Source organism: Kiloniella sp., from assembly GCF_048270245.1.
Lineage (GTDB): Bacteria > Pseudomonadota > Alphaproteobacteria > Kiloniellales > Kiloniellaceae > Kiloniella.
In genome coordinates, this window is record NZ_JBLWTH010000001.1 from 796,127 (window position 1) to 812,757 (window position 16,631).

At 45.0% G+C, this 16,631-nt stretch carries 14 protein-coding genes; 6 read left to right on the forward strand and 8 right to left on the reverse strand.

What is annotated here, in order from left to right; all coding sequences use genetic code 11:
* Positions 1 to 39: 39 nt before the first annotated feature.
* The 3 genes from ACN0W5_RS03765 to ACN0W5_RS03775 form a co-directional block, all read right to left on the reverse strand.
* Complete coding sequence (locus ACN0W5_RS03765) at positions 40 to 1,572, reverse strand: ATP-binding protein (protein ID WP_417452889.1); 1,533 nt, start codon at positions 1,570 to 1,572, stop codon at positions 40 to 42.
* 102 nt (positions 1,573 to 1,674) lie between these two features.
* Entirely contained in the window at positions 1,675 to 3,804 is a 2,130-nt protein-coding gene (gene uvrB, locus ACN0W5_RS03770; protein ID WP_417452890.1) for an excinuclease ABC subunit UvrB, read from the reverse strand.
* 40 nt (positions 3,805 to 3,844) lie between these two features.
* On the reverse strand, positions 3,845 to 5,098 hold the full coding sequence (locus ACN0W5_RS03775; protein ID WP_417452891.1) for a diaminopropionate ammonia-lyase: 1,254 nt from the start codon (positions 5,096 to 5,098) through the stop codon (positions 3,845 to 3,847).
* A 264-nt stretch (positions 5,099 to 5,362) separates the two neighbouring features.
* Between ACN0W5_RS03775 and ACN0W5_RS03780 the strand changes: the two genes are divergently transcribed.
* Positions 5,363 to 5,902 (forward strand): peroxiredoxin, encoded by a 540-nt coding sequence (locus ACN0W5_RS03780; protein ID WP_085901129.1) that lies wholly within the window; start codon positions 5,363 to 5,365, stop codon positions 5,900 to 5,902.
* 193 nt (positions 5,903 to 6,095) lie between these two features.
* Positions 6,096 to 6,629, forward strand: a complete 534-nt coding sequence (locus ACN0W5_RS03785) for a carboxymuconolactone decarboxylase family protein (protein WP_417428282.1) — start codon at positions 6,096 to 6,098, stop codon at positions 6,627 to 6,629.
* A 30-nt stretch (positions 6,630 to 6,659) separates the two neighbouring features.
* Here the strand turns inward: ACN0W5_RS03785 and ACN0W5_RS03790 are convergent, their stop codons facing one another.
* Entirely contained in the window at positions 6,660 to 6,875 is a 216-nt protein-coding gene (locus ACN0W5_RS03790) for a hypothetical protein (protein WP_417452892.1), read from the reverse strand.
* Positions 6,876 to 7,262: 387 nt separating this feature from the next.
* Between ACN0W5_RS03790 and ACN0W5_RS03795 the strand changes: the two genes are divergently transcribed.
* The 3 genes from ACN0W5_RS03795 (at position 7,263) to ACN0W5_RS03805 (ending at position 11,948) form a co-directional block, all read left to right on the forward strand.
* Positions 7,263 to 8,465 carry a pyridoxal phosphate-dependent aminotransferase gene (locus ACN0W5_RS03795; protein WP_299372353.1) on the forward strand — a complete coding sequence of 401 codons (1,203 nt, stop codon included), beginning with the start codon at positions 7,263 to 7,265 and terminating at the stop codon, positions 8,463 to 8,465.
* A gap of 220 nt (positions 8,466 to 8,685) precedes the next feature.
* On the forward strand, positions 8,686 to 9,693 hold the full coding sequence (msrP, locus tag ACN0W5_RS03800; RefSeq protein ID WP_417452893.1) for a protein-methionine-sulfoxide reductase catalytic subunit MsrP: 1,008 nt from the start codon (positions 8,686 to 8,688) through the stop codon (positions 9,691 to 9,693).
* Between the two features lie 407 nt (positions 9,694 to 10,100).
* On the forward strand, positions 10,101 to 11,948 hold the full coding sequence (locus ACN0W5_RS03805) for a BCCT family transporter (protein ID WP_417452894.1): 1,848 nt from the start codon (positions 10,101 to 10,103) through the stop codon (positions 11,946 to 11,948).
* Between the two features lie 48 nt (positions 11,949 to 11,996).
* Here the strand turns inward: ACN0W5_RS03805 and ACN0W5_RS03810 are convergent, their stop codons facing one another.
* Positions 11,997 to 12,914 carry an AraC family transcriptional regulator gene (locus ACN0W5_RS03810; protein WP_417452895.1) on the reverse strand — a complete coding sequence of 306 codons (918 nt, stop codon included), beginning with the start codon at positions 12,912 to 12,914 and terminating at the stop codon, positions 11,997 to 11,999.
* On the opposite strand from ACN0W5_RS03810, the gene ACN0W5_RS03815 reads away from it, so the two are divergent.
* Positions 12,915 to 14,135, forward strand: a complete 1,221-nt coding sequence (locus ACN0W5_RS03815) for an MFS transporter (RefSeq protein ID WP_417452896.1) — start codon at positions 12,915 to 12,917, stop codon at positions 14,133 to 14,135.
* Between the two features lie 117 nt (positions 14,136 to 14,252).
* Here ACN0W5_RS03815 and ACN0W5_RS03820 read toward each other — a convergent pair whose 3' ends face one another.
* From ACN0W5_RS03820 to ACN0W5_RS03830, 3 genes are all read right to left on the reverse strand, one after another.
* A complete protein-coding gene (locus tag ACN0W5_RS03820) occupies positions 14,253 to 14,741 on the reverse strand; it encodes an ImmA/IrrE family metallo-endopeptidase (RefSeq protein WP_417452897.1) in 489 nt (162 codons plus the stop codon).
* Positions 14,731 to 15,177 (reverse strand): hypothetical protein, encoded by a 447-nt coding sequence (locus ACN0W5_RS03825; RefSeq protein ID WP_417452898.1) that lies wholly within the window; start codon positions 15,175 to 15,177, stop codon positions 14,731 to 14,733. Before ACN0W5_RS03825 ends, ACN0W5_RS03820 begins: the two co-directional genes overlap by 11 nt.
* Before the next feature lie 525 nt (positions 15,178 to 15,702).
* On the reverse strand, positions 15,703 to 16,593 hold the full coding sequence (locus ACN0W5_RS03830) for a LysR family transcriptional regulator (RefSeq protein ID WP_299378588.1): 891 nt from the start codon (positions 16,591 to 16,593) through the stop codon (positions 15,703 to 15,705).
* Positions 16,594 to 16,631: the final 38 nt, after the last annotated feature.

The window sequence follows — 16,631 nt, forward strand, 5'->3', positions numbered from 1 at the left end:
CTCGAGAACAGGCAATAGAAATCTGATTTCTCTGGACGTTTAAGCCTTCTTTAGGCGGTTTTGGGGAATCAAAACCTTAACATTTGTACCTTGATTAACTTTACTGGTTATTGTCAGTGTTCCATCGTGGGCATCGATTAACCGTGATGCTATATATAGCCCTAAACCAACACCTTTTCCTGCTGCCCAAGAAGAAGAGGCTACTTGTGTGAAGGCTTTGCATATATCAGGTAACCGCGTCTCTTCTATACCAATTCCAGTGTCTTGGACTTGGAAAAGCAAATTGTCGTCGTTATCGTAATCAATGAGTAATGATACAGTTCCGCCTTCTGGTGTGTATTTAAAGGCGTTGCCCAGTAAATTGATCAGTATCTGTCTAAACCGCCTGGAATCACCTTTGATTAGGACATCTTTTGCTTTATTTTCAACGATAAGCGTTTGATCCTTTTTCATTGCTTCCAGTTCAAAAGTGGCGTGGCAATAATCAACGATATCATCGTGTTGAAAATATTCTTCAAACAGTTTTAGTTCTCCACTATCAATAGTAGAGGCATCAAGTAGCTCGTTTATTAACTCTAAAAGATGTTGTGCACTGGAATGTATGTCCCTGATTGCAGCTGTTTGTTTTTCGTTTATTGGGCCGTAAATCTGGTGTCCGAGCATGTCCGAAAAGCCAATAATTGCATTCAAAGGGGTTCGGAGTTCGTGGCTCATTGTCGCCAGAAAATTACCTTTGGATTTATTTGCACTTTCGGCTTCTTGCCTAGCAATTGTCAGCTTATGGGTACGTTCAGCGACACGTTGTTCTAGGTTAAGATTGAGCCGCCTTAATTCTTCCTGGGCTTTGACTCGTTCCGTGATATCTTCCTCTGTTGCAACAATTACTTGTCGGCCTGAAACTGGATCCAGCCCTATTTCGGCTGTTAGTGTGTGCCAGCGTTCACCAAAGGCTGTGTATACTTTTATGTCTCTTTTGAAGCGTTTCGGTGTGTCGTGTTGGTCCAGAATACGTTTGCGGATTTCAGGGTCATTATAACGATCTTCAATCGTTGTCGATTTATCTTGAACATTGTAAGCATTCGCGGCGGCAGGATTTTGCGCTAATAAGCTACCGTCACCATCAAACGTGGTAATCATCAAAGGGGTATGTCTGACGGCTTCCAAAATCCTTTTAGTTCTGTGATCCAATTCATCTTTTATTTGTGGTGTTGCCTCAATGAGGAGAGCTTTTCTACAGCTTTCTATTAAAATTGGTGTGAAGGTGAGAATAGCCATTTGTGGTTGACCATTCGGATAGAGAGTCCAGTTTTCTTCTACCCGATCACCCCGTGCAGACGTTTCGAACATTTCATGCAGGCGTCGTCTTACTGAGCTGGAATCAGTTGAAAAATCTCTTTTTACAAGGTCATCAAGGGTATCGGCGTTCCAGAATTTGAGTGCAGATTCATTTCCCCACCAGATATTATGGTCTTCTATGTCGAAGATCCAGACGGCCGTACTTAGCCTGTTGAAGGCTGATAAATCCTGCCAAAAATGAAATTCTGGCAAGCTTTCAGTCAGTGACGAAGTCATATGTTCTTCCTAGAAGTTAATCGCAGGATATCATTAGGCGAAGAAATTGGGAAGTTTAACCCACATATAAAGCAATGATTACTCTATATCTAGTTTCCTACCTCAAGCTCTTTTCCCCTTGCGATACTTCTTGCTTTTCGATTTGGCTTCAGCCATTGCCATTCGGTCAGATAAATTATTGCTAGCAGTGTTTGATAGACCAAGTTCATCGTCTTGCAGTTTTTTAATCTCATCTCTGATTCTGGCTGCTTCTTCGAATTCCAAATCAGCAGCAGCTTCATGCATACGTTTGGTTAGGTCGTCAATGTAGGATTTGAGATTGTGTCCTACCCGATGACTGTCACTTGTGTCTTTGAGATCTACTGTAACATGATCACTTTCATAGACAGAACCAAGTATGTCACCGATTTGCTTGCGGATTGTCTCTGGCGTGATGCCGTATTTTTCGTTGTATTCCTGTTGTTTTTCTCTGCGGCGGTTGGTTTCATCAAGCGCTCTGGTCAGGGAAGGGGTCATCTTGTCGGCGTAAAGAATAACTTTGCCATCCACATTACGCGCCGCGCGACCGATGGTCTGTACCAATGCTGTGGTCGATCGCAAGAAGCCTTCCTTGTCCGCATCAAGAATACAGACAAGACCACACTCGGGAATATCAAGCCCCTCACGTAACAGGTTGATGCCGACAAGGACGTCAAACACACCTTTACGCAGGTCACGTATAATCTCCATTCTTTCGAGGGTATCGATATCCGAATGAATATATCTGACTTTTAGATGTGCTTCGTGAAGGTATTCGGTCAGATCTTCTGCCATACGTTTTGTCAGCGTGGTAACAAGAACCCGCATATTCCGGCTGACGACGTCTTTACATTCTTTGATAAGATCATCGACCTGTGTTTCCGTAGGTCTTATCTCGCAAACAGGATCTAATAGTCCTGTCGGACGAATAACCTGTTCGGCAAAGACGCCGCCTGTTTCATTCAATTCCCACGGCCCGGGTGTGGCGGAGACAAAGACACTTTGTGGGCGCATAGCTTCCCACTCCTGGAATTTAAGAGGCCGATTGTCTATGCAAGATGGAAGTCTGAAACCATATTCTGAGAGGTTAGATTTCCTGGCAAAGTCACCATTATACATGCCATTAAGCTGCCCGATTGTAACGTGGCTCTCATCCACAAATAAAAGGGCGTTGTCTGGTAAGTACTCAAAAAGTGTAGGGGGGGGCTCACCCGGGGCGCGCCCGGTAAGATATCTGGAATAGTTTTCAATGCCAGCGCAGGCCCCTGTCGCTTCTATCATTTCTAAATCAAAAACTGTCCGTTGCTCAAGACGCTGGGCTTCAAGCAGTTTGTTTTCTTGATTAAATTTTTCCAATTGGACTTTGAGATCTGCTTTAATCCCCTTCGCGGCCTGCAACAAGGTTGGTCGTGGCGTTACATAGTGGCTGTTGGCGTAAACCCTGACACCTTCCAGATCGGCGGTTTTTTCGCCAGTTAGCGGATCAAATTCCTGTACTGATTCGATTTCATCACCAAAGAAAGATATCCGCCATGCACGATCTTCGTAGTGTGCGGGGAATACTTCTAGCGTATCCCCCCGTACTCTGAATGTACCGCGCCCAAAAGCTATATCATTACGGGTGTATTGTAGCTCAACCAAGGATTTCAGGATGTCGCGCATGTCGACTTCCTGTTCGACCTTTAGGCTTAGCGTCATTTGTGCGTAGGTTTCAGGAGAACCAATACCGTATATACAAGAGACTGAGGCAACGATAATTACATCATCCCGTTCGAATAGTGCACGGGTCGCTGAATGTCGCATGCGATCAATCTGCTCATTGATTGAGCTATCTTTTTCTATGTATGTATCTGTTCGGGCGACATAAGCTTCGGGCTGATAATAGTCATAATAAGAGACAAAGTACTCGACTGCATTATCCGGAAAAAAGCCTTTCATTTCTGAATAAAGCTGGGCGGCGAGTGTTTTGTTGTGAGCTAAGATAAGGGCTGGCCTTTGTAGCTTTTGAATGGTTTGCGCCATTGTAAAAGTTTTACCAGACCCTGTTACGCCTAATAGAACCTGGCTGCGCTCTCCTTGGTTTAATCCATCGCAAAGCTCTTTGATAGCTTGGGGTTGATCCCCTGAGGGAGAGAACTCTGAATCAAGGCGGAAGGGTTTAGAGTCGTCTTTGAAAAAACTGTCTGATGCGCGTTCAATCAATGGAGAGGTCATACGTGTTCTGTGCCCTGAAGATTAAGAAAATTATTGAGGATCAGCTAGCTTGGTCTGCAACGACCAACTTTTGGAACAAAGACTGATCCATAATACCTTCGCTATTAATCAGAAGAATACGTGAATCCGGCGATAAGCCAAGGACTTCGCGCGTATCTTCATGTGTTGCTGTCATAATCAAAGCTGCCAGCCCGGCAATGCTTGATTCACCCGCTTTCAAGGCAGGGTCATCAAAAGGCGATTCTGCAATCAACTTCATTGTTGGGCCTGTGATCGCATCAGGTATCGTTATAAAGAAGTCTGCCCCACGAGATAGTATTGCCCAAGCGATAGGGGATGTTTCTCCACAATCTAATCCAGCCATAATGGTGTGAACATTACCGGTTTCTTTGTCTCCGCTTGCTTTGGTTAGTTTCCCCTCAGCGGCAGAGGCATATAAATAGGCTGCGTTCTCAGGTTCTACAATAACGATTTTGGGGCGTCTTTCCCCTAGATGTAACCAAAAATAACCCGTTAATGCAGCGGCTAATCCTCCAACACCAGCTTGGATGAATATATGTGATGGGGGGATTGCTTGGCGAAAGGGACGCGTGAAATATTCTTTCAAGGTTTCTTCGGCAATAATACTATAGCCTTGCATTATTTGGGCGGGAATGTCGCGGTAATCTTCCCATGATGTATCAGAGATGATCTGATAATCGTTTTCTTTTGCTTCTTTTATGCAATGTCTGACGGTTTCGTCGTATTTCAACGGCATCTGGAGTACTGTTGCGCCGTATTCTTCGATGGCTTCGATACGCGATTGGCTGCAACTGGCAGGAACATAAATAATAGCGTTGCAGCCGAAGATCTGGGCACCCCAAGCGACAGAACGTCCGTGATTACCATCCGTCGCCGTCGCAACCGTCAATTCCGATGTAATGTCCCTATAGGTGTCTTGGCGTAAGTCATCTGAATTGATTGTGATCTCTTTTGTTTGTTCTATAAAAATTTTCAGGAAATTATAAACAGCATAGGCACCGCCGAGTGCTTTAAATGAGCCGAGATTAAATCTTTCGCTTTCATCCTTGAAACTGATGTCAACGAGATTAAGTTTCTTTGAAAGATTAGAGAGAGAGACAAGAGGACTGATTTGATATTCGGGCCAAGCCTTTATTTCGTCATAGGCTTTCTGGCAGCTTTCTTTGGAGAGAATGTGTTCGAGTTCTTCTCCATAAGTCAGTGATCTGGATGCATCAGGGTTAGGAAGCAGGTTGAATTGTGATCTTTTCCAGATTGAGAAATAGCGGTCCATTTGACTTAATCTTAAGTGTCCTGACGAATGTAATTGTATCCAGTTAAGCTTTTTTTTCGTGTAAGGAAAAGAGGTGAAAAAATTAAAGACAGTTGTTAATTAGAATTATTCTAAAAAAATCTTGACTTCAGGAATTTCTACAGATTAAGTAGGCCCTGAAAATACCCTCTGCGCAGGGCTTTGCGCAATTAGATTTTGGCGCAATTAAAATTTGCATTAATACCGGCGCTCACATTGTGGGCATAATTATGAGGACGTGTAAGCATGCTTACGATTGGTGATAAGTTTCCTGAATACGCTTTGACAGCGGTTGTTTCTAATAACCCAACGGATGGTTTTGTTGAAATCACAGATAAAAGCTATGAAGGAAAATGGAAAGTTGTTTTCTTCTGGCCAAAAGATTTCACGTTTATTTGCCCAACTGAAATTGCTGCTTTTGGCGCAATGAACGAAGAGTTCGAAGATCGCGACGCGCAGATTCTTGGTGTTTCTACGGATAGTGATTTTGTTCACATGGCATGGCGTAAGGATCACGAAGATCTTAATGATCTTCCTTTCCCAATGGTTTCTGATATCAAGCGTGAGCTTTGCGAAGGCCTAGGAATTCTCGACGCTGAAGCTGGCGTTGCCCTTCGTGCCACGTTTGTCGTTGATCCAGACGGCATCATTCAGCATGTTGGCGTAAACGGTTTGAACGTTGGTCGTAACCCACAAGAAACGCTTCGTATTCTTGATGCGCTACAGACTGATGAACTGTGCCCATGTAATTGGAATAAAGGCGACGACGTTCTTAAAGTTGCTTAAGAACCAAGAGCTTTGACAAAAGGGCGGGATCGGGAAACTGAACCCGCCCTTTTTCAGTTAAGCGTATTGTTTGTTCCCGTTTGCCATAACCCTTTTGATTTTTATTCTGCTTTCCTGTGTTTTGCTTTTTAGCATTCTGTCCTGACGAATAAAGATCTACTCTATAAGCCCGAGATAAAGTGAGAACGAGATAGTGTCTATTAGTGACTTGAAATCAGCAGTGCCTGATTATGCAAAAGATCTTAAGCTGAATATTACGAATGTTTTAACATCAACGTCCCTGAATGATCAGCAAATTTGGGGAACTGCCCTGTCATCTGCACTTGCAAGTCGAAATGCTTTTGTCATCAAGGCGATTAATGCTGAAGCAAAAGAAAAGCTATCTGCCGAGGCTTATTCAGCGGCTAAATCAGCAGCGTCGATTATGGGGATGAATAATATCTATTACCGCTTTGCCCACCTCAGCGGAAATGAAGACTACTTAAAGCTACCTGCCAGATTGCGTATGAACATCATTGGTCGACCTGGTGTAGATAAAGTTGATTTCGAACTTTGGTCGTTGGCTGTGTCATCTATTAATGGCTGTGGCATGTGCATTGAATCCCACGAAAAGCAAGTTGCCGCAGGTGGAATTTCGAAAGAAGGCATTCAGGATGCAATTCGTATCGCGTCTGTGATGCATGCGCTTGCCGCGACATTTGATGGGGAAGATGCTTTAGCTGATTAGGATCAGTAATCTGACTATTAATGATCGTGTTTAAGAAAGAGGCTCCCGGGCCTCTTTCTTGATTTCGTCTTTCTTTTGTTCTGTCATTCGTTGGGCGAGGAAGGTTTCTGGAGACAGGATTGCGGCTAGGGAAACGGAAACAGTTGAAAGTGATATTAACAAGACCAAAAGAGCTGTTAGGCTAACGAGACCTTTTTTGGTTTCGCTGTTTTTGTATGAATTGCGGACATATCCTGTTCGATGCATCCCTCATACTCCTCGGGTTGGATTAAAACGGCCTATCACCGTCAAAGTTTGTGTCTAAAGGTTCGTGGTTTCATTCCGTAGAACTCTACTGGCTAAGGGTTCTAGAGATAAACTGTGACAGCTATTTAGAAGAAATACGGCAATTTGGTGTTTTATGTATTTAGTGAGTAATAGTCTTCTGGTTAGATTCCACAACGGCACCTTCTTTTCTGGTCTATTTCATTGATTAGCTAATCGTATAAAATGGTTTTAAACTGCGATTCACTGTTGCGGTGTCTGTGTCGGTTATATTACGGTGCCCGCTGTGCAACACCCCGTCTTGAAACTCGTAAGCCCGATCAGACTTAATCTTGTCTAGATCCGGCGAAACAACAGGAGCATAAGGTCATGCCGCAACTCGCGGATCGCCTCTCGCGAATCAAACCCTCTCCGACTATTGCTGTAACAACCAAAGCCCGTGAGCTAAAAGCTGCTGGGCGTGACGTCATTGGCCTTGGCGCTGGTGAACCGGATTTTGACACGCCGGATAACATCAAAGCAGCCGCTATCACCGCCATTAATGGTGGAGATACACGTTATACCGCGGTTGATGGGACGCCAGAACTCAAAGCTGCAATTTGTGAAAAATTCAAACGAGATAATGGTCTGGAGTACAAGCCAGAGCAGATCACCGTCGGTACTGGTGGAAAGCAGATTCTTTATAATGCTTTCATGGCAACATTGAATCCGGGGGATGAAGTTATCATTCCAGCCCCTTTCTGGGTTTCATATCCTGATATGGTTCTTCTTGCTGATGGTGAGCCGGTAGCGGTGCCTTGTATGCAAAGTAATGGCTTTAAGTTACAGGCCGAAGATTTGGAAGAAGCGATCACTGATAAAACTAAATGGGTGTTGTTGAACAGTCCTTCAAACCCAACAGGTGCAGCTTATTCTTATGACGAGATGAAAGCGCTGACAGATGTGCTTAAGCGTCATGAGCATGTGATGATTCTGACTGATGATATGTATGAAAAGCTCGTCTACGACGACTTTGAGTTCGTCACGCCTGCACAGGTTGAACCATCTCTTTATGATCGTACGCTGACCATGAACGGTGTTTCCAAAGCCTATTGTATGACAGGCTGGCGTATCGGTTTTGCTGGTGGTCCTGTGCCGCTTATAAAAGCCATGGCCAAAATTCAGTCTCAAAGCACATCTAATCCCTGTTCTATCAGCCAGGCCGCGGCTGTTGAAGCCCTTCGTGGTGATCAGGGCTTCATCCCCAAGCACAATGAAGTCTTTAAAGCGCGCCGTGACATGGTTGTTGATTTGCTCAACGACTGCCCGGGCATTAATTGTTCTAAGCCCGAAGGCGCTTTTTATGTGTATCCTTCTTGCGAAGGCACCATTGGCAAGACAACTCCGGATGGAAAACAGATTTCATCTGACGGTGATTTTGTGACCTATCTTCTTGAAGGTTTCGATGTTGCTGCGGTGCAGGGTGAGGCTTTTGGCCTGTCTCCTTATTTCCGTATTTCCTATGCGACTTCAACCGAAGCTTTGAAAGAAGCCTGTGAGCGTATCAAGCGTGCTTGTGAGGCCCTGAGCTAGAGTTGAGCTAAAAAATACGATCAATTCGCGGGAGATATCTGTGTAAGATATCCGGGCGAGAGGATCTGGTGTAAAACTAAAAGGGCGCATCATTAGATGTGCCCTTTTAGTTTGTGCGGTCGTTTTAGCCCCTGTCACACGGGGTGTTAACGCAGCAGTGATTTGTTTGTGAGAGGGACAAGGAGTATCTCTGTAACTGGAACATGACAGAGGATTTAGAATGTTATTGAAATTTCGCAAACCCTGGGAGCTGAAAGAAAGTCAGTTGACCGAGGAAAGTGTATATTTGAATCGCCGCCATTTTATGAAACGGGCTGCTTTGGGATCGGCTGTTTTGTCTGTTGGTCTTGTATCTGGTTGTGATGAACCCTCTGCAGAAGCAACTGCGCCATCCCAAAGTACGACACAGACATCCGGCCTTGATCCAAGTGCCAAGTATTATCCGGCGAAAAGAAACGATTACTATAAACTGGATCGTGATCTCAGCTTTGAAGAGCTGGCGACAACTTATAACAATTTTTATGAATTTGGGTCTTCAAAAAACATTCACGAAAAAGCACAGGCATTACCTTTGCGTCCTTGGTCAATCGCCATTGATGGAATGGTTGAAAAAGAGATGCAGTTGGATGTCGATGATCTTTTTGCCAAAATTGAGCTTGAAGAGCGTCTTTATCGCCATCGATGTGTTGAAGCCTGGTCTATGGCTGTTCCCTGGACAGGGTTTCCACTTCGAAAGCTGGTTGAACTTGCTCGTCCGCTGTCTAGTGCGAAGTACATACGCATGGAAACGTTTAATCTGCCCGATATCGCAAGCGGACAAAAAGCACATTGGTATCCATGGCCCTATATTGAGGGGCTAACGATTGAAGAGGCATCGCATGATCTTGCGTTTATCGCGACAGGTATTTATGGCAAGCCGATGCCCAAACAAAACGGGGCACCCCTACGGTTAGTGACGCCTTGGAAGTATGGTTTTAAGTCGACCAAATCAATTGTGAAATTTACTTTCACAGATAAAAGACCAGTTTCTTTCTGGGAAGAAATTCAAGGGTCTGAATATGGTTTTTGGGCAAATGTGAACCCGGAAGTTGCGCATGCACGTTGGAGCCAAGCTACGGAGCAACCTCTTGGAAAAAGTGAAAGAGTACCCACTTTGTTGTTTAATGGATATGCGGATGAGGTGGCTAAGCTTTACAAAGATATAAAGGGTGAACGCCTGTATACCTAAATAGAAACTTGCTTGATAAAAATTATAAGGCAGAGCGTAAATATAAATCGCTCTGCCTTTATTTGTGCGCAGTGATTAAAGTTGTTAGATCAATAATCCTTAAGTTTACTTCAGTTTTTCTCGAGTAGTTCTGGGTATATTAAGTTTGACTGAAGCTTTGTTCGAAAGTTACAGTAGTATTTGTGCGGCGACATCAAAAATTAGGACGTACATTAGTGTCGTTTATCTGTTTGAACTCTGTGAAATGGTACTTGGACTTTCTGCAAAGACATAAATAGATAATAATAATACAAAAATACTTCAGTGTACTCGGTTACACCCGTTTTTGCTTCATATTGTTTTGAGTAATCAGAGTTTTAAAGCTGTTACACAAAGAACGATAATAAAAATCGAAACGGGGAAGCATAATGTCAATCAAACCACCATTCACTGATCTTGAGATCAAAACGGCCACGGGAGGCTTTTATGAGGGACACAGCATCCCCATTGCCTTGATCAGTAAAGGCAGTATGACTTTGCTGGTATTATGGGCGTTGATTTGGCCAGGTAATGCCAATAGCGTCCTGTCTGCTCTTAATTCCAATGTTTTGAACAGCTTTAACACCTTTTATATCATCTCGGTTGGTGGTTTTGCCTTCTTCTTGTTTATCATTGCCTTGATACCGGCAACAGGCAGAAAGAAACTAGGGGCAGAAGGTGTCGAACCCGAATTTTCCAACTTCTCTTGGTTCTCTATGATGTTTGGGGCTGGGCTAGGCGTTGGCTTGATGGTCTTTGCGACAGCAGAACCCCTCGGTCTCTGGGGCTCTAACCCGGTAATCATCGACGGTGCTGTGGTACCAAATACTGAAGAAGCCGTACAATCTGGCTACCGTTACACATTCCTACATTATGGTTTTCATGCTTGGGCTATTTATGTGACCACAGGTCTGTCTCTGGCTTATTACGCCTATACACGGGATATGCCGTTAACAATCCGTTCCGCCCTTACGCCGCTTTTTGGTAAGATGATTAATGGACCTTTTGGTCACATTGTCGATGTGCTTGGCGTTGTTGCGACTATTCTTGGCGTGTCTGTAACCATTGGGTTTGGTGTTAGCCAGTTTGTTGATGGTGTCTATGCCGTTACTGATATGAGCTGGCTTATGAACGGAGATGCTGAAGCACCGAAACCAAGCGTTGTTGGCCTTCTAGCTGCTCTCTTCATCATTATGGGGCTTTCAATTCTCTCTGCGGTTTCCGGTGTTGGTCGGGGGATTAAGTATCTCTCTAACCTCAATCTGGTATTATCAATCATCTTGCTTTTGACGTTTGTTTTCTTTGGTTCATTCGCTTTTGCAATGACGACCTTTGGTGCAAGCTTGGTTGACTATATCATTCACTTCACGCAGTTGTCGTTTGGGGCTTACGGTCCGTTATCTGTCGAAGAATTTGCCATGGCCATTCCTGATGCAGCCAAGGCTCTGTCAGCAGAAGACATCGCCTCTGTTTATGGTAATGCGACCAATGCTTGGGGATCTCTGGGCGGATTTAAAGAGACGTTGCCCGCATCTGTAACCGCGTTGGAAAATTCAGACGAGGTCGCAGCCGCTCTTTACGCTGCGGGTACAGAAGGGCGTCAGTTCGGGTGGCAAGCTGGGTGGACGACTTTCTACTGGGCATGGTGGATTGCGTTCTCGCCGTTTGTTGGTCTTTTCCTCGCGCGGATTTCAAAAGGTCGCTCTGTTCGTGAGTTTATCTTTGGGTGCGTTATTGCGCCAGCAATCGTGTGTTTCCTTTGGATGACCATTCTTGGTGGCACAGCAATTGATCTGGAGCTAACGGGTAGTGCTGATGGTGCAATTCTTGGTGCAAGTAATACCGCAAAGCTGTTTGTAACCCTTGGTCAGATGCTCTCTGGTGGTGCGCTGTCGGGTCTGACGATCATGTGTGTGGTCCTGATTATGACCTTCTTGGTGACATCTGCTGATTCGGGTATTCTGGTGATGAATACAATCATGTCTGGTGGCGAGAAGGAAACGGATATCAAACACCGCATTATTTGGGGTGTTATTCTCACCAGTGTGATTGGTGCTTTGATTATTGCAGGTAACAGTGGCGCAGAAGCAAACCCGTTTGGTGCGCTTCAAAATGCGATGATCATTGGGGCGTTGCCCTTTACAATGGTGATGGTGCTGATGGTGATCTCTCTTGCCAAAGCTCTCTATAGAGATAATCACAGAGAGAAGATTGCAGAGACGGAGGCAGCTGAATAAGTATTTCAGCCTCAAACAGAAAAGCCACGCAGAGATGCGTGGCTTTTTTTATTGTGTCGCAAAATATGCGGCAGGTGGTTTACCTAGTGTGCGTTTGAACATGGCGATAAAGGCGCTGGGGCTGTCGTATCCCAAATCGATGGCAACAGAGGTCACAGGCTCGCCAAGGGCAAGACGTTCCATTGATGCCATCAGGCGGCATTGGCTGCGCCATTGGCGAAAGGTCATGCCCAACTCTTTGGAAAACAGTCTGGCAAGCGTCCGACTGCTGGCCCCGGCATCACAGGCGAGGTCTTCGAGCCTCCGTGGGTCTGAAGGCGTATGAATCAAAAGCTCGGTAACGCGGCGCAATCTGGCATCTTGTGGGAGAGGGAGATGTAGCGGGACGGTTTTGGCTGCCCGGATTTGATCCATAAGAACCTGCATCAGTCGCCCGTCTGCACCCTGTTCATCATATTCCACTGGTAGAGTTGCGGCGTGGATCAGCATTTCCCGTAACAGCTTTGAGACAGAGATAACACAACAGCTATCGGGCATACCTTGGGAGAATTCTTTATCAAGGTGCAGCGCGCGCCATTTAGAGCCATGAGGGGAATAGACCTCATGCTCTGTTTCGTGCGGTATCCAGACGGCACGTTGCGGAGGCACAACCCAACTGCCTTGATTGGTGTAAATGGCGAGAACACCTTCAGACGCATAAGCCAGCTGGCACCAAGCATGGCTGTGCGGCAAGACACGTCTGCCGGGGCGCATATTGGCGGCACGAACCATGACGGGGCGCACCAGTTCCGCAGGCACATCATTTGGCTTTGACACCAGTGGCTGGTTAAGAGGCGGCTCAATTCTCATGATATATTGAATATTTTGTCCGTTTGTCGATATCGTATGGCATGATAACGCAAGACAGTCTTGCTTTCTATCCCTATTGTAGCGACAACCAATAGAAGTCTTGATGGAAAATAACATATGAAACCCCTCGGTCATTATCTTAAACCGGAAGTCTGGCGTACGCCCGAAGGCTGTCTGATCATTCTCTCTGCCGCGATGCCGTTGGCTTTTGCGACATGGATGAGCCTTCTGAATAACTTTGTTGTGGAAAAGGCCGATTTTGGTCTGGCTGAAATTGGAATCTTGCAGTCCGTACGTGAAATTCCAGGGCTGTTAGTGGTGAGTGCTCTATTATTCCTACTCTTTATTAAGGAGCGTACTTTTGGTCTGATGGCTTTGATCTTGCTGGGTGTGGGGGTTGCTGTTACGGGGTTTTACCCCAGTGCCTTTGGCCTCTATGTGACCACGGTGATCATGTCGTTCGGGTTTCATTATTACGAAACGGTCCAGATGTCGTTAACCCTGCAATGGGTTGATAAAGAAAGAGCGCCTTTATCAATGGGGCGGCAGCTTTCTGCGCGGTCCATCGCGTCGATCACCGCATACGGTATGATCTGGGTGATCTTCACCTTCTTTGGTCTTGATTACAAATGGGTCTATTTGGCGGGTGGTGTTATGACGATCCTGATGGTTCTGTTTGTTGTGCTTGCTTTCCCGTCCTATTCGCCAAAGGAAGTGCAGCACAAGAAGATGATTTTGCGCAAACGCTATTGGCTCTTTTATGCGCTAACCTTTATGGGCGGTGCCCGACGTCAAATTTTTGTCGCCTTTGCCAGTTTTATGATGGTGGTGAAGTTCGACTTTTCTGTTGCCGAAATCACCATGCTCTATCTGGTGAACCAAGCTATTAACTTCTGGCTTGCGCCCAAGATCGGCAAGTTTATCTCGCGCTGGGGTGAACGTCGCGCCCTGATCTGTGAATACATCGGCCTTATTTTGGTGTTTTCCGGCTATGCCCTCGTCGGAGAGGCTTGGGTTGCTGCTGTCCTATATATACTCGATCACCTGTTCTTTTCTTTTGCTATTGCTCAAAAAAGCTATTTGCAGAAGATCGCTGACTACAAGGATATCGCCGCGACCTCTGGCGTTAGCTTTTCCATCAACCATATTCCGGCTGTCTTTATTCCGGTGCTCTTCGGACACGCCTTCCCCGACGAAGCCATGTGGATGGTCTTTGCCGCTGGCGCAGGCATGGCAGTGATATCCCTGATCTTAGCTTTCAATGTGCCGAGAGACCCAAGGCCGGGTAATGAGGTCGTTATCGGAGGAACTAAACCTTTGCCTCAACCTGCGGAGTAGGAAGTTTATCTTTCGAATTATCTTATATGCGATAAAAGCGCTGATACAATGTATCGGCGCTTTTATTTTGTTTCGGGGTGGGCATAGAAAAAAGTTGTTTGAGCAGGTTTTTGGGAATTAAGGGAAAGATCTCAACCTAATTTCCATAGCTTGCTCTGAGACGCCAAATATACCGGATAGAATACTTGCTTCTGAGACGCCTAATTCTAGATATTTCTTTATCAGATGTGTTGGCATCAAAAGAGTTGCTGCGAATTGATTTGCTTCAGTTTCTTGAATCTTAGCAAAATTCTTGTTGTGATACTTTCCTGCATCCGTGCTTCTATACATTTTAGTATCGTCAACTCCGTCGCCAATAAGTTTTTTATGGAGAACGAAGTGGCCGAGTTCATGTGCAATAGTAAAGCGTTGACGATTTGGGTGCTGATCTTCATTCACAGATACAGTATAGGTACCGTCTGCGTTTCTCTCAATCATTCCAGCAATATCATCGTCTAGGTTTGTTCTTTTGATGGAAACACCAAGATCAGATGCCAAAGCATCCAAGTTAACAGGAGTATCAGCTTTTACATGTCGAGTTACTATTTCGAAGGGGTTAATTATCATCACCGTTACCTCCTGAATTTTCACTGATCAAGTCTGCAATATCTCCAGACATAGTTGACACCATGTACCCAGAATATTCTTTCATCAAGTCAGGCATTTCATCCTGTATATATTCATTAATCTTAACTTCGGCAACAGTTTTTGCTATATCCTCTGCGATATCTTTCGCAGTGCGTTCTGCTATATCTTCTGCTGCGTGTTTTATATATCCGAAACCAAAGAAGGCAAAAATAGCCAAAAGCAGCCCAAGAATGGTCAATAGCCCGGATATGTAGTCCAATCGACCTATTTGAACTGCAATAGCAATTTCATCAAGTGCTTTAGGGTGCTTTTTTACGTATTCTACTATACCAAAAAAATCATTAATAATTGGATGAATAACAATAATTGTGATTATTGCTAATAGCGCAAAACACATGCTTATAACTATTTTCAACTTAAAAGCCCTAGAAAATTTGATTTTATTTATCTCCATGGTAGCAATTTATTGACAGTATTTCTAGTTAACTAATGTTCATTGTTTGTTCCTATTGGCTTAATTAACATGGATTGCCTGTCAACTAAACTTATTTAATGCTATTCCCCTGTCTCAATCTTTATATATTCTTGTTCATGTGATCATCAAAAATTGTAAAAATTGTCTCTGGCGTGTCTCTATGCGATTCTTGGAAAGTGTAGGCGAAAAAAAACCTCCAAGCACGAAGCTTGGAGGCAAGTTGAACAGGGAGGCTTCACGTCTGGGAGACGTGGGGTCCGAAGACCCCCAGGCCGAAGCCTGGAAACAGACCAACCGGAGCAAGCTCAACAGTCAGTCAAAGTAGATATTGCAACGCAACATCTGATGACAACCAATGTAGCATTTTTTTTTAGGTTGTCGATTTACATTATTACAGTGCCGATATGCATTAGGCGCATACCTAGTAAGTTTTTGTAATAAAAGCGTAATTTAGAGTATTTTACTCTAGAATTTTGATTCTGCGACCTTGCGTAATAGGAAATCCCGGAAAATGGCAATTCGTTTGGATGATCGCATTTCTTCGGCATAGGCAAAGTAGGCATCGAACTGTGGGCCTTCAACTTCGGGTAATACCTGTACGAGATCGCTTGATTCCTGTGTCATAAAATCAGGAAGTGCGCCTAGGCCCGCGCCAGAGCGCACAGCCTTCATGATGGCATAGATGTTGTTGATGGCTAGAGATGCGCGGCGCAAGCCAGTATTTTCGGTGCCAACGTGTAGCAGCCAGTTGATATCCGGAAGGGGTGGTTTCGTGTCGTCCCCATAAACAACTAGCCTGTGATCAGAAATTTCTTTCACAGAACGTGGCATACCGAATTTTTTGATATAGCCCACAGACGCATAGATATGCATTTGAGCTGTTAGCAGGTGGCGTTGAACCAAATCTGCTTGTCTTGGCGGGTGCAGACGTACGGCGACATCGGCCTCGCGCATGGAAAGATCCAGCTCTTTGTCCGATAGAATAAGCTGTACTTCTACATCAGGATAAAGGTCGATAAATTCGTGCAAGCGTGGAGCAAGCCATGTTGAGCCAAGGGCAACTGTTGTGGTGATTTTAAGGGGGCCTTTGGGACGATCTTTACTTTCGGTCAACTGTGCCTCTGTCATGGCAAGCTTACCAAAAACATCGTGAGCGGTTCTGTAAAGAAGTTCGCCTTGTTCGGTCAGTATCAATCCGCGCGCATGACGGTGGAAAAGAGAGACCTTGAGGCTTTCTTCCAAAGCAGAGATTTGACGACTGACGGCAGATTGGCTGAGGTTGAGTTGTTCCCCTGCGTGGGTAAAGCTTCCGGCTTCGGCAACGGCGTGAAAAATACGCAGTTTATCCCAGTCCATGATAGACGCTTTCAGGCCACTCCGGCGTTTTGTGCCCT